Source organism: Comamonas sp. F1-6 (assembly GCF_039581415.1).
GTDB lineage: Bacteria > Pseudomonadota > Gammaproteobacteria > Burkholderiales > Burkholderiaceae_C > Comamonas > Comamonas thiooxydans.
Window position 1 is genome coordinate 298331 of sequence record NZ_JBCPWN010000003.1, and the last position, 13529, is coordinate 311859.

The following is a 13529-nucleotide window of genomic DNA, read 5'->3' on the forward strand; positions in this document are numbered from 1 at the left end:
GCAGCAGCGCTCAAGCATGGCCAGATCGGCTCCCATGAGCTTTGCCCGCGCGCTGTTCAGCGCACTGGCCTGGGCGGTGCAGCCTCTGCTGCGGCGCAAGCTGCGACGCAGAGCGCTCGCCGAGCCGGGCTACGGCGTGGCCGTGCCGGAGCGCTTTGGCCATTATCAGCCTGCAGATCTGGGGCGCGACGGACGCGGCCGTTGGGTGTGGATTCATTCGGTGTCGCTGGGCGAGACCCGGGCTGCCGCCATTCTGATCAAGGCCTTGCGCGAGCGCATGCCGGCCATGCGTCTGCTGTTGACGCACAGCACTGCGACCGGGCGAGAGGAGGGGGCAAAGCTGTTGCACCCGGGCGATGTGCAGGTCTGGCTGCCCTGGGACTCCCTGGGCGCCACCAGGCGTTTTGTCGCGCAGTTTCAGCCTGCCGTGGGCGTGCTGATGGAAACCGAGATCTGGCCCAATCTGATTGCGGCCTGTGCCAACACAGGCATTCCTCTGGCCCTGGCCAATGCACGTCTGAACGAGAAATCCGAAGCCGGTGCCTTGAGAGTCAGGCCTCTGTCTCGCCCAGCGTACGCCGCACTGGCTGCCGTCTGGGCGCAGACCGAGACCGATGCCAAGCGCCTGCGCAATGTAGGAGCCAGCGTGGATGCGGTGCTGGGCAATCTCAAATTCGATGTGCAGCCCGATACTGCCCAGATCGCCCGGGCAGGCCAATGGCGCGCAGAACTGGCACGCCCCGTACTGCTGTTTGCCAGCAGCCGCGAGGGCGAGGAAGCGATGTTCATCGATGCGCTCAAGGCCCTGGGCGATGCTGCAGCGGCGGTGCAATGGCTGGTCGTTCCGCGTCACCCTCAGCGCTTTGACGAGGTGGCGAGCTTGCTGGGCAAGGCGGGCTTTGCTGTTTCGCGGCGCAGCCAGTGGGGGCAGAGGCCTCCCGTGCAGTCCGGCGCGATCTGGCTTGGAGACTCGCTGGGCGAGATGTCCCTGTATTACGGCTTGGCAGCGGCGGCCCTGATGGGGGGAAGCTTTGCGCCGCTGGGCGGGCAGAACCTGATCGAGGCGCTGGCCTGTGATTGCCCGGTGATACTGGGGCCGCATACCTTCAATTTCAGCCAGGCGTCCGAGCAGGCGCTGCATGCCGGAGCAGCCCTGGGTGTGGAAAATATGGGAGCGGGCTTGTGTCAGGCCTTGGACCTGGTGGCCAAGCCGGATCGTCTGCAGGCTGCCGTACAAAGCTGCCGCCAGATGGTGCAGGGCAATCGCGGCGCGGCCGCGGCCACGGCCGAGGCGATTCAAGCGTTGATGAATGCTCCTTGATCAGGAGCGTTGTGGGTAAGGGTTTGAGGTCGATATGACATTAAACCCTGAAAGCCTGCTTCTCGAGCGGTCTTAACGCTTAGGCGTTCTTGCTGCGGGCTTTGCGGCAGCCATGCTGCTTGTGACGGCTGGCCTGGCTGTGGCAGCAGGGGCTATGTCGGGCGTGCGTGTCAGTGCGTCGATCATACGCAGATCATCGTCACTGAGCACGCCTGCGGACTGGCGCAGCTTGAGCTGGCCTAGCAGCACCTGGTAGCGCGCATTGGCCAGATCGCGCTCGGTCTGGTAGACCTGACTCTGGGCATTGAGCACATCGATATTGATGCGCACGCCCACCTCATAACCCATTTTGTTGGCCTCCAGCGCACTCTGGCTGGAGGCGAGGGCCGCTTCCAGCGCCTTGACCTGAGCCTGGCCTGACTGCACGCCGAGGAAGGCGGTGCGTGTAGCCTGCTCCACGTTGCGGCGAGCGTCGTCGAGCTGGGCGCGGGCTTTTTCCTCCAGCGCCACGGTTTCCCGGATGCGGTTCTGCACGGCAAAGCCCGCAAACAGCGGCATGTTCATGACCACGCCGATCTGGGCAGCGTTGGTGCGATAGCTCAGGGGAATGGATGGAGTCATGGAGCCGTTGGGATAACGGTTGACCACATAACCCGCCTGCAGGTCCACGGTAGGCTTGTGGCCGGCTTCGGCCTTCTGCGTGTCGAGCCTGGCGATGTCCAGGGCCAGCTGGGCCTGGCGCAACTGGGGCTGGGCGGCCAAAGCCTTGTCCACCCAGTCTTGCATATTGTCGGGCGTCACCTTGGGCAGGGTCAGCGGCGCGGCCAACGGCGTAGGCTGAATGCCGACGCGGCCCACGAGCTGATCCAGGGCTACGCGCTTGACCTGCAGGTCATTTTGCGCAGCGATTTCCTGGGCCGTGACCAGATCGAAGCGTGACTGGGCTTCGCGTGAATCGGTGATGGTGGCTGTGCCAACTTCGAAATTGCGCTTGGCCATCTCGAGCTGGGTGCTGATGGCCTGCTTTTGCGACTGGGCCACCTGCACGCTGTCCTGGGCCGCCAGCACATCGAAATAAGCCTGGGACACACGCACGATCAGGTTCTGTGCAGCCGCATCCAGCTGAGCCTGGGCCACATCCACGCCGCGCTGCCCCTGCTCGTAGGCAATCTTGTTGGCAGGACGGTACAGCGGCTGCTGGGCGCTGAGCTGCACGTTCTGCTGCGTGCTATTGAAGCTGCTGGTCATGCCGGGCACGGGCACCGAGGTGTGAATGTCCACATGGGTGCGGTTGGCACCCGCCGACAGACCCACATTGGGTAGCAGCCCGGACAGGGCCTGATCGGCGCGGCTGGCCGCAGCTCTCGCATCGGCTTGCTGGGCCTGCCATGAAGCGTCATAGCCGCGGGCCTGAGCCACCAGCTCCGACAAGGTCTGGGCCTGTGTCTGAGCGCCGGCCCATGCCAGCAAAACTCCCAAGGAAATGGCACGCAGCGCGTGTGCGGAGGGGGCTTGCAGAGGCCTGGGCAGCTTGGTCATAGATGTCAGGGTTGGGCGGTCTCGATCACAACGGAAAACTCAACAAAGCTCTGGATTGGCCGAGCAATAGGCCCGGCAATCTTTCAATAACGGGGCACGCCCGGATCGGCGCTGAGCGACCAGGCGTCAATGCCGCCGGTGATGTTGCTGACGTCCTCAAAGCCGTTGTTGAGCAGAAACGCAGCCACGCTCATGCTGCGGGCGCCATGGTGGCACAGGCAGGCGACGGGGTGGTCGGGGTCCAGCTCCTGCAGGCGACCGGGAATATCGTGCATGGGAATGCAGCGCAGCTCGAAGCCCTCGCCGGGCTGAATGCTGGCTAGGGTGACTTCCCAGGGTTCGCGCACATCCAGTACCACGGGCCTGACGCCATTCGCGGCATGAGAAGTCAGCCATTGCTGGAATTGGGCGGGCAAGACCTGGGTCAACATAAAAACTCCTGGCGGCTGGCCGACGAATCTGCGGGCCAACCCTGACACTGAAAGACAGGCCCTGATCGCTGCACTGCCTAGTCGCAGCTCAGAAAGCAGGGCGAACGCAACAAGCGTTTAGAACGAGAAGCGCGAAGGCTCTTCAAAACCCACAAGGCGGGTGGCAGCAGTATCCCAGGGTTGCTGGACTTCGAAATTGTTGCCGTTCTTGGTCACCAGTGTGAAGCGCATCACGGGCATGTGACCGACGATGGCGGCAATGCGGCCGCCTTCGTTGAGCTGGGCGTAAAGGGCATCGGGAACCTGAGCCACCGAGCCGCTGAGCACGATCACGTCAAACGCGCCCTGAGCCAGGGAAGCGGTGGCACCGTTGGCCAGCTTGACTTCGACATTCTTGACGCCGGCGCTGAGCAGATTTTCACGGGCCATCTCGGCCAGTTCGGGGTCGATCTCCAGTGTCACGACTTCCTTGGCCTGGGCGGCCAGCAGGGCTGCCATATAGCCGGAGCCGGTGCCGATCTCGAGCACGCGGTCGGTGGGCTTGATCTTCACGTCTTGAAGCATGCGCGCTTCGATCTTGGGTGCCAGCATGTGCCAGCCTTTGGCGGCAGCTTCTTCGGCCGTGCCCTTCAGGGGGACTTCAATGTCCATATAGGCCATGTTCGCGTATTCGGGCGACACATAGTCTTCACGGTGGACCTTGCCCATCAGCTCCAGCACGGACTCGTCCAGCACATTCCAGGGACGGATTTGCTGTTCGATCATGTTGAAACGAGCCTGCGCGTGCACATCGCGCGGGTCCACTTGGGCATTCATTGGCAGGGCCATGGTATCTCCGGGGAAAGACTTATCAGGACAAACCATCGATTCTACGAGCCTCGGAGGCTTCGTGCGGCGGCTCATCGCTTTTTGAGGGCACGCCAGACCATTTACGGCGCATCCAGTTGGAAAAATCATCGAGATAGCAGTACACCACGGGCACCACGACCAGGGTCAGCAGCGAGGAAGTGATGACGCCACCGATCACTGCCTGACCCATGGGGGCGCGTTGCTCGGAGCCCTCGGTGACCGCAAAGGCCAGCGGCACCATGCCGAAGATCATGGCCAGCGTGGTCATCAGAATCGGGCGCAGGCGCACCCGGGCCGCCAGCAGCAGCGCTTCGTTGCGCGGCAGGCCCGGCTCGGTCTGGCCGCTGACCTCGTTGGTGCGGCTCTCGCGGGCGCGGATGGCAAAGTCCACCAGAAGAATGGCGTTCTTTGTCACCAGACCCATGAGCATGACCACGCCGATGATGGAAAACATGGACAGGGCCGAGCCGAACATCATCAGGGCCAGCACAACGCCGATCAGCGTCAGGGGCAGCGAGGTCATGAGTGCCAGGGGCTGGAGAAAGCTCTTGAACTGGCTGGCCAGAATCATGTAGATGAAGATGATGGCCAGCATCAACGCGGAAATCGCGTAGCCGAAGGATTCGGCCATGTTCTTGGCCGCGCCGCTGAACTGGTAGCTGTAGCCGGGCGGCATGGGAATGGTGGCCAGCGCCTGCTTAATATCGGCTGTGACCTCGCCCGTGCTGCGCAGATAGACATTGGCGTTGATGGCGACTTCGCGGTTGAGGTTGCGGCGGTTGATCTGGCTGGGGCCGGTGCTGTCCACCACGCTGGCGACTTGGTTGAGGCGCACGATACGCATGCCGCCATCTCCGGTCGCCAGTGCAAACGGCAGGCGCTCCAGGTCCTGGGGCGTGGTGCGGGCCTCGGGCTGGAGCCGCACGTTCACGTCATAGGTCTGGTCGTCGCTGGCCCGCCAGTTGCCCACGGTCTGGCCGGCCACCCAGGTGCGCAGTGCGCCAGCCATATTGCCTATCGACAGGCCCAGATCGGCCGCGGCATCGCGATGGACCTCGATATTGACCATGGGCTTGTTGGGCTTGAGGCTGGAGTCCAGATCGACCAGACCCGGGATGTCGGCTATGCGCTCCTGGACGATCTGGCTCAGGCGGCCCAGTTCGTCCAGATCCGGGCCCATGAGCGAGAACTCGACCTGCTTTTGCCCGCCCACGGCCTCGCGCAGGCCCACATGGGTGAGCTTGATGCCTGCAACCGCCTGCAGCCTGGGGCGCAGATAGGCCGAAATCTCGTCCACATTGCGGCTGCGCTGGTGGCGGTCAACCAGGCGCACATAGATATTGGCGTAGTTCTTGCCGTTGGCATTGCCGGTGTTGATGGTGGTCAGCGTGTAGCGCACCTCGGGCAAGGCGCGCAATATGTTCGTCACCTGCCTGGCCTTGGCTTCGGTGGCTTCGATCGAGGAGCCTTCGGGGGTGTTGAAGCTGATCGAAGTTTCCGAGAAGTCCGCCTTGGGCACAAATTCGGTGCCAAGCAAGGGTACAAGAGCGATGCTTGCTATGAAAATAATGAATGCCAGCGCCAGGGTGAGCAGCTTGTGAGCCAGCGACCAGCGCAGTATGCTCTGATAGACGTCCGAGAGCCGATCGCTCATGCGCTCCACCCAGGCCGTCACGCGACCCAGCGTGCGGTCGTACAGGCTTTTGCTGCCATGTTCGCCATGGGCGTGGATTGCCGGGTCATGCCAGACGCTGGAGAGCATGGGGTCCAGCGTGAAGCTGACGAACATGGAGATCAGCACGGCCGCCACGATGGTGATGCCGAACTCATGGAAGAACTTGCCGATGATGCCGCCCATAAAGCCTATGGGCAGAAATACGGCGACGATGGAAAGCGTGGTGGCGAGCACGGCCAGCCCGATCTCCTGCGTGCCTTCCATGGCTGCCTGATAGGCGTTCTTGCCCATCTGCACATGGCGCACGATGTTCTCGCGCACCACGATGGCATCGTCGATCAGCAAACCCACGCACAGCGAGAGCGCCATCAGCGTGACCATATTGATGGAAAAGCCAAACCAGTACATGAAGAGAAAGGTGCCAATCAGTGCGATGGGTAGCGTCAGCCCCGTGATCACCGTGGAGCGCCAGGAATTCAGGAACAGAAACACGATGAGTACCGTGAGCAAGGCTCCCTCGATCAGGGTTTGGCGCACGTTGTCCACGCCCACGCGGATGGCGCGCGAGTTGTCGGCAATCGCCTGCAGGCGCACGCCGGGTGGCAGCTCGGGGGCGATTGCCTTGATCGCCGCGTTCAGGCCGTCGACTACCTCGATGGTGTTCTCGTCCTGGGCCTTTTGCACGGACATCAGCAGAGTGCGGCTGCCGTTGTACAGCGCCAGGGTCTGCAGCTCCTGCGCATCGTCCTGCACGCGGGCCAACTGGCCGACGCGGATTGGGGCGCCGTTGCGGTAGGCCACGATGATGCGGGCAAATTCCTCGGGGCGCTGAATGCGGGCATCGATCTGCACCACGCGTTCCTGGGCCTTGGAGCGGATCGAGCCCACAGGCAGATCCTGGTTTTCGGCGCGCACCGCCTGGGCAACCTGCTCGGGAGTGATGGAGTAGGCCTCGAGCGCCTGCGGGTCCAGATAGACATTGATCTCGCGCTTGGTGGCTCCCACCATGTTCACGGCGCCCACGCCGCGCACGTTCTCCAGCCGCTTTTTCAGCACCTGGTCGGCCCAGCTCGTCAGCGCAATCGCGTCGGGCGGCGTCACGCTCTGGCCATTGGCTGCGGTCTCGCCGTGCAGGGCATGGGGGTCTGGCTGCACGGCCAGCGACCAGACAGCCGTGCTGGCCGGGTCGAAGCGGATGACGCGCGGCTCCTTGACCTCGTCACGCAGAGTGGGACGCACTGAGGCGACCTTCTCGCGTACATCGTCGGCAGCGCGGCGACCGTCTATATGCAGCTGGAACTCGATGATGACGACGCTGGTGCCTTCGTAGCTGCGCGAGGTGAGGGCATTGATGCCGGCGACCGAGTTGACGGCTTCCTCTATCTTCTTGGTGACCTCGCTCTCGACGATCTCGGGCGAGGCGCCCGGATACTCGACCGTGACCACCACCACGGGAAACTCGATGTTCGGGAACTGGTCAACCTTGAGCCGCTGGTAGGAAAAAATGCCCAGCACCACAAAGGCCAGCATGAGCATGGTGGCCAGCACCGGGTTTTTCAGGCTGATGCGCGTGAACCACATTTACCGGCTCCCGCTGCTGCCTGGCTCGGCCGACTCTTCGACCAGCGTGCCTTCGCGCAGACCGCCGGTGCTGCCAGCCAGTATCCGGTCGCCCGCATTCAGGCCCTTGAGGATTTGCACCCAGGTTGCGCCTTCATGGGCGGACTGGCGTCCCAGTTCCACGGTCTTGTGGATCACGCGAAGCTCTGTGCGGCTGGAGATTTCCTGTGCACGCTCCGGTGCGATTGCGGCCACGGTCGGCTTGCCGGCTTGCAGCACTTGCACATAGGGCAGGGGCTTATCGGTGCGCACGGCGGCCAGAGGCACGGCTAGTTGGCTGGCGTTGCCGGTCAGTATGCTTCCCTGCAAGAACAGACCGGGGCGCAACTGTGGAATGCGTTGACTGCTATTGTTCTTGGCGGCTTCGTCCTTTTGCACTGCCAGATAGGCCGCCACAGTGCGCGAGCCGGTCTGGGCGCTGGGATTGATGCGCACCACCTTGGCGCTGATGGCCGTCATGTCCTGGGGGGCACCGGGCACTTGCAGCTCGGCCATCTGGCCGACCTGAACCTGTACCGAATCTGCGGGAGCGAGCTGGGCCATGATTTCCAGCTTGCCTGGATCGACGACTTCGACGATGCGCGCTTCCACACCAACGCGCTCGCCGTTCTGGACAAAGCGCTGGGCGATCTGCCCACTCATGGGGCTGGTGATGACGGCGTCGGTGACGGACTTTCGGGCCGCATCGGCGGCGGCCTGGGCGGCGGCCAGATTGGCGCGGGCCGAATCCAGGTTGGCCTGCGAGGTCAGCAGTGCGGTGGTGGAGATAAAGCCTTTTTGCACCAGGGCCGCATTGTTGTCCTGGTTGCGCTGGGCAATCACCAATTGGGCTCTGGAGGCATCGGCCTGCTGCTTCGCTTGGCGCCAGCGTGCCTCGGCCTCCGTGGCATCAACGCGAGCCAGCTGCTGGCCCTTGCTGACGCTATCGCCTTCACGCACCGTCAGGCCGCGCAGTTCGCCCGCGACATAGGCCTTGACCACGGCCGAGTTCACCGCCTGCACCACACCGTTGAGCGGAACGCTCAAGGCAAGTTGAAGGGGTTGCGCCGTCAGAACCTCCTGGGCAGCCAGTTGTATGGGCAGCTCCAGCGGTGCCGATCCATTGGCCACAGCCGGCTTTTTATGCTGCAGATTGACGACTGCGCGCCAGCCTATGATGGCCAGCAAGCCGATCAGGGCCAAACTCAAGGCCCAGCGGCCGGAACGCTTCATGGTGTGTATCCCTCTGAGGCAGGTTTTTCTGTTCTATGCGCCACATGGTAGGTGCGCCAGGCACGGCTTGTATTGCAAGTGTAGTGGGCGCCCTGCAGCATAGCGACGCCGCAATCGCTGTCATTGGTGAAAATGGGTAGTTGATTTGAGCTACGCTTGACGCGTCTTAAAAACCAAGGAGCCGGTGATGGCAGCGGAAACCATTTATCTGGGCGGAGGTTGCTTCTGGTGTACCGAAGCCGTCTTCGACCGTGTACGCGGAATAGTCGATGTGGAGAGCGGCTATGCCAATGGCCACCTGGACCATCCCAGCTACGACGATATCTGTACCGGCCAGACCGGTCATGCAGAGGTGGTGAAGCTTGAATTCGACCCCGCGGTCATCAGCTTGCGCGATGTGCTGCTGATCTTCTTCGGCACCCATGATCCGACCACACTGAACCGTCAGGGCAATGATGTGGGTACGCAATACCGCAGTGCAATCTTCACCACTGATGCGCAGCAGGCGACTGTGGCGCGGGCATTGGTCGAGGAAATGCAGAGCGAAAAAGCGTTTGATGCACCCATGGTCACTCAGATCGAGCCCTTGACCAACTACTGGCCCGCCGAAGACTATCACCAGGACTATTTCCTGCAGCACCCGGGTCAGGGCTATTGCGCTTTTGTGGTGGGACCCAAGGTGCAGAAATTCCAGAAAGCGTTCTCGCGCTGGCTCAAGGATTAAGCCTGGCTTGCTGCGCACGACCCGCAGTGCAGATACACTTTGCAACCCCCGGCAGCTTTGCTGCAGCCGTTTCGCCCGAGACCGCATTTGCTCCTGAACGTGTCACATCACTCCCATCTGCGCAGAAACAGCCGTCCAGCATCCGCTGGCGGTTGCGCCAGCCTGCGTGAAATCTGGGTGATGCGCTGGCTGATGGGCCTGCTGGCCCTGGCCATGGTGCTGGGCCCGACGCTTGGCCAGATGCACCGTGCGGTTCACGCGGTCAATACAGTCCCGGCAAAGTCCTATGTGGCGCACAGCCATGTGCAGCCAACCTCGTCGGCTGTGGCTGGCGACTGCCAGAGTGACAACAGCGGCTGCGCCCCGGATCAGGGCTGGGTCCATGCGCTGTTTGCGGGTCACGGCCCGGCCGAATGTCAGTTGCTGGATCAGGTCAATCATGGCTATGCCGGGCCTGTGGCCATTAAGGCCTTCAGTGCGCCCGCTCCTGACAGCTTCATTCCGCTGCCGTTTGCTCCTGCACCCAGAGCCATCTTCATTGCCGCGCCGCTGGCTGCGCGCGCGCCCCCGCAGTTTCTTAGATCCCTGGCCTAAGCTCGGGCCGTGCTTTGCATGGTCTGTTCGCTGGCGCCAGAAACCTCAAAATTGATAGCTTTCAGCGCTTTATGTACAAGCGCTACAGGCTGTTTTTATTGAATTTCCGTGCGTACTTTCTTTGATGGTCTGCGTGCGCACGGTTGTTTGTGGAACTGAGATGTCTCAACGTTTTTCGAATTCTTCCGCCCATTCCTTGCGCCGCTCCCCCAAGTCGGCTCTGGCCCGCGCCATAGAGGCGCTGCAGCCAGCAGGGCGCGGGCTGGCTCTGGGCACAGGCCTGGGCCTGCTGGCCTGCTCACCCCTGGCCTTTGCGCAGTCCGATGCGGCCAAGCAGGAGTCCAGCCTGGCCGAGGTGACCGTGTCGGCGACCGGCATGGCCGCCGGCGATATGGCCACGCCCGTTCAGGTGCTTGGCGAAGAGGAACTGCGCCTGCGCCGTGCCGCGACCCTGGGCGAGACCCTGGCGGCCGAGCCGGGCATCAATGCAAGCCATTTCGGTGCGGGAGCCAGCCGACCGGTGATTCGCGGCATGGATGGTGCGCGGGTCTCCGTGCTCAGCGATGGCTCGGAGTTGCTCGATGCCTCGACGGTCAGCCCCGACCATGCGGTGACCACCGAGCCGCTGCTGGCCAATCAGATCGAAGTGCTGCGCGGCCCTTCAGCTTTGCTCTACAGCCCCGGCGCCATGGGGGGCGTGGTGAATGTGCTGGACGGCAAGATTCCGACCCGGGTGCCCGAGAAGGGCCTGGAAGGTTCGGCCGAGGTGCAGGCTGGAACGGCGGCAGGCATGTCGGCCGGGGCCTTCTCCCTGACCACGGCCACGCCGCTCAAGAACGATAACGGCCAGCTGGTGCTGCATGCCGAAGGCGTGGCCCGCAACGCGGGAGACTATCGCGTGGGCAGCGGCTGGGGCCAGAGCAAGGTTCCGGGCAGCTTCAGCCGTGGCAACACGGGCAGCGTGGGCCTGTCGTGGGTAGGTAATCAGGGCTATCTGGGTCTGGCCTACACGCGGCAGCAGGCCAAGTACGGCTTGCCAGGCCATCAGCACAGCTTCGAAGGCTGCCACGCACATGGCGATCATCTGCATTGCGGCTCCCATGACGGGCATGACCACGACCATGATCATGATCATGAGGAAGGCGGCAGCGTGCCCGTGGTCGATCTGACCAGCGAGCGCTGGGATCTGCGCGGCGAATGGCGCAAGCCCACGGCCGGCATCGCCGCACTGCGTCTGCGCGGCGGCCTGACCAATTACCGCCACGACGAGATCGAGGATGGCAGCGTGGCCACTCAGTTCAGAAACAAGGCCCATGACCTGCGCCTGGAGATGGAGCATGAACCCATCGCCGGCTGGCGTGGCACGCTGGGTCTGCAAACCCTCAAGCGCCGCTTCAGCGCCACGGGCGAAGAGGCCTATGTGCAGCCCACGGATACCCAGCGCCACAGCCTCTATCTGCTTGAGGAATACCGCTGGCAGGATTGGAGCTTTCAGGGAGCCTTGCGCCACGACCGCCAACGCGTGGAGGCCGAGCTGAGCAACGAGCGTCGCAGCCACAGCGCCACTTCGGCGTCGCTGGGCACGGTCTGGAAGTTCCAGCCCGGCTATAGCGCATCGGCCTCGTTCACCAGCGGCAGCCGCATGCCCACGGCCGAAGAGCTGTTTGCCAACGGCCTGCACATGGCCACGGCAACCTACGAGATCGGCAATCCCAATCTGTCGCGCGAACGCTCGCAGGCGCTGGACCTGGGCCTGGCCAAGACGGCCGGTGATACGACCTGGAAGCTCAATGCCTATCACTACCGCATCAAGGGCTATATCTACGGCGCCACGCTGGATGCTCACGAAGGGTTGCAGCTGCTGCAATACACCCAGGGCAATGCGCGCTTTACGGGCTGGGAGGCCCAGCTGAGCCAGCGCCTGAGTCGCGAGTTGAGCCTGAGCGTGTTTGGCGACGGCGTGCGTGCACGTCTGGAAGACGGCTCTGCGCTGCCACGCATTCCGGCATTGCGTGCCGGCTTGCGTGTGAACGCGCGTCTGGCCGGCTGGGACACCATGGCCGAATGGACCCAGGTGCTGCGCCAGAACCGCACGGCCCAGTATGAAACCCAGACGCCTGGCTACGGCATGCTGAACCTGGGCGCGAGCTACCTCTGGAAGAGTGGCGGCAACCAGTGGCAGTTCTATGTCAAGGGCCAGAACCTCACCAACCGTCTGGCCTACGCAGCAACCTCGTTCATCAAGAGTGCAGCGCCGTTGATGGGGCGTAATCTGGTGGTCGGTCTGAGAATGGATTTCTGATCCGGCTTCAGCTGAGTTAAGCCGCATCCGGCCCAGGTTTGGGCCTGGGCCGGATGTCGTGGCTATAGATAGTGCTGCAGATGGCGCAGGGAACGTGTGCTGTCCACGCCGATCCTGGCAATCACTTCCGATTCGGGCACGCCGGCGCGCAGCCATTGCACGATGGCCGTGTTGCGCAAGACCTGCGGCCCTACGCGCTGCAGCGGAAATTTCTGGCTGTCCTCGGGCTGGGCCTGATGGGCGCGCTGAATGATCTGCGAGGCCACATGGAACAGCATGCGTACCGACAGTTCGCCGCCACGGCGCGAATAGAAAACGATATGGTTGCCGTCAATCACTGACGGCCCGCGCTGTGCGGCGCTGAATCTTCTCCAGCTTTGCAGGGCCTGAGCTACGGAGTCGGGCAGCTCAAGCAGCCGTTGCTGAGCATTTCTACTGCCTTCTATCTGCATGTAGCGGGGCAGGGGTGACTCTCCGTTCGCAATGCTCTCCGAGCTGCCAAGCCAGACCTGATCGGCGCTTGAAAGCAGGTTCTTCCAGAGCAGGCAGCGAACCTCTTCAGGGGCCAGAGCCAACTCGTAGAGCAGCAACACAATGGCGCGATCGCGTGCATCCTGATAGCCGTCGGCGCTGGGAAAGTGCCTTGGCAGTGACTGCCAGAGCAGGGGAGGCAGACAATGGCCCTTGCCGTCCTCGGAGGGAGGGCGTTCAGCCGGCTCGAGACCGGTTGCTGGGTTGGCGCTGATCCAGCCGTGCTCCATCGCATGATCGTAGATGCGCTCCAGCAGCCGCCAGTAGCGGCGGCGGGTGACCGGGCTGATCTTGCGATCGGGGTGGTGGTGCGCACGTTGGCCATCGCGTATCTGCAAGAAGCTTTGCACATCCAGCTCGGTTGCCTGATGCCAGGGCTTTGAAGAACGTTGCCTGCGCGCAGGGCGCTCCTTGCCAGAGATCGGTGCCTGCCCGGACAAATGCATCAACCAGGCCTGCCAGACCTTTTCATAGTTGCCGTCAGGAGAAGTATCCAGCGCATCCCAACTCTTGTTGCCCTCATGCTCTAGCCAGTCGCGAAACAGCTGGCTTCCTGTTGGCAGAGTGGATGGGTCTGGAGGCTGCAGATCCGAAATGTCTATATTTTGCATTTGATGATATTAATGTAACTTACATGATGTATTTATCACCACCGACATAAATTCATTCACTTAATCACAAGCCAAAGGTCATCAGCGAAGAGGGCGCTTTCTGTCGCTGCGCCCTCCCAT

General features: G+C 62.7%; 10 protein-coding genes. 4 read left to right on the plus strand and 6 right to left on the minus strand.

Going from position 1 to position 13529, the window contains the following annotated elements; genetic code table 11:
- Positions 1 to 16: 16 nt before the first annotated feature.
- A complete protein-coding gene (locus tag AAIL66_RS05170; protein ID WP_343496163.1) occupies positions 17 to 1321 on the plus strand; it encodes a 3-deoxy-D-manno-octulosonic acid transferase in 1305 nt (434 codons plus the stop codon).
- Between the two features lie 72 nt (positions 1322 to 1393).
- Here AAIL66_RS05170 and AAIL66_RS05175 read toward each other — a convergent pair whose 3' ends face one another.
- From AAIL66_RS05175 to AAIL66_RS05195, 5 genes are all read right to left on the minus strand, one after another.
- Positions 1394 to 2860, minus strand: coding sequence for a TolC family outer membrane protein (locus AAIL66_RS05175; protein WP_343496164.1), 1467 nt, complete (start codon positions 2858 to 2860; stop codon positions 1394 to 1396).
- An 83-nt stretch (positions 2861 to 2943) separates the two neighbouring features.
- Positions 2944 to 3291, minus strand: coding sequence for a rhodanese-like domain-containing protein (locus AAIL66_RS05180; protein WP_343496165.1), 348 nt, complete (start codon positions 3289 to 3291; stop codon positions 2944 to 2946).
- Between the two features lie 117 nt (positions 3292 to 3408).
- Positions 3409 to 4119 (minus strand): protein-L-isoaspartate O-methyltransferase, encoded by a 711-nt coding sequence (locus AAIL66_RS05185; RefSeq protein ID WP_004340917.1) that lies wholly within the window; start codon positions 4117 to 4119, stop codon positions 3409 to 3411.
- A gap of 22 nt (positions 4120 to 4141) precedes the next feature.
- Entirely contained in the window at positions 4142 to 7396 is a 3255-nt protein-coding gene (locus AAIL66_RS05190; RefSeq protein ID WP_343496166.1) for an efflux RND transporter permease subunit, read from the minus strand.
- Complete coding sequence (locus tag AAIL66_RS05195; RefSeq protein ID WP_343496167.1) at positions 7397 to 8647, minus strand: efflux RND transporter periplasmic adaptor subunit; 1251 nt, start codon at positions 8645 to 8647, stop codon at positions 7397 to 7399.
- Between the two features lie 187 nt (positions 8648 to 8834).
- Here AAIL66_RS05195 and msrA point away from each other — a divergent pair, with 187 nt between their 5' ends.
- From msrA to AAIL66_RS05210, 3 genes are all read left to right on the plus strand, one after another.
- Entirely contained in the window at positions 8835 to 9371 is a 537-nt protein-coding gene (gene msrA, locus AAIL66_RS05200; RefSeq protein WP_034355948.1) for a peptide-methionine (S)-S-oxide reductase MsrA, read from the plus strand.
- 99 nt (positions 9372 to 9470) lie between these two features.
- Complete coding sequence (locus tag AAIL66_RS05205; protein WP_241781335.1) at positions 9471 to 9965, plus strand: hypothetical protein; 495 nt, start codon at positions 9471 to 9473, stop codon at positions 9963 to 9965.
- A 160-nt stretch (positions 9966 to 10125) separates the two neighbouring features.
- Positions 10126 to 12267, plus strand: a complete 2142-nt coding sequence (locus tag AAIL66_RS05210; protein WP_343496168.1) for a TonB-dependent receptor — start codon at positions 10126 to 10128, stop codon at positions 12265 to 12267.
- Between the two features lie 62 nt (positions 12268 to 12329).
- Here the strand turns inward: AAIL66_RS05210 and AAIL66_RS05215 are convergent, their stop codons facing one another.
- The gene (locus AAIL66_RS05215) at positions 12330 to 13409 is read right to left on the minus strand and encodes a tyrosine-type recombinase/integrase (RefSeq protein WP_343496169.1); all 1080 of its coding nucleotides are present in this window, start codon (positions 13407 to 13409) and stop codon (positions 12330 to 12332) included.
- Positions 13410 to 13529: the final 120 nt, after the last annotated feature.

Excerpts from the sequence above, each read along its gene's own strand:
- AAIL66_RS05210 (WP_343496168.1), top strand. The coding sequence starts at position 10,126 with ATGTCTCAACGTTTTTCGAATTCTTCCGCCCATTCCTTGCGCCGCTCC.
- AAIL66_RS05185 (WP_004340917.1), bottom strand. The coding sequence starts at position 4,119 with ATGGCCCTGCCAATGAATGCCCAAGTGGACCCGCGCGATGTGCACGCG.
- AAIL66_RS05175 (WP_343496164.1), bottom strand. The coding sequence starts at position 2,860 with ATGACCAAGCTGCCCAGGCCTCTGCAAGCCCCCTCCGCACACGCGCTG.
- AAIL66_RS05215 (WP_343496169.1), bottom strand. The coding sequence starts at position 13,409 with ATGCAAAATATAGACATTTCGGATCTGCAGCCTCCAGACCCATCCACT.
- msrA (WP_034355948.1), top strand. The coding sequence starts at position 8,835 with ATGGCAGCGGAAACCATTTATCTGGGCGGAGGTTGCTTCTGGTGTACC.
- AAIL66_RS05190 (WP_343496166.1), bottom strand. The coding sequence starts at position 7,396 with ATGTGGTTCACGCGCATCAGCCTGAAAAACCCGGTGCTGGCCACCATG.
- AAIL66_RS05170 (WP_343496163.1), top strand. The coding sequence starts at position 17 with ATGGCCAGATCGGCTCCCATGAGCTTTGCCCGCGCGCTGTTCAGCGCA.
- AAIL66_RS05180 (WP_343496165.1), bottom strand. The coding sequence starts at position 3,291 with ATGTTGACCCAGGTCTTGCCCGCCCAATTCCAGCAATGGCTGACTTCT.
- AAIL66_RS05195 (WP_343496167.1), bottom strand. The coding sequence starts at position 8,647 with ATGAAGCGTTCCGGCCGCTGGGCCTTGAGTTTGGCCCTGATCGGCTTG.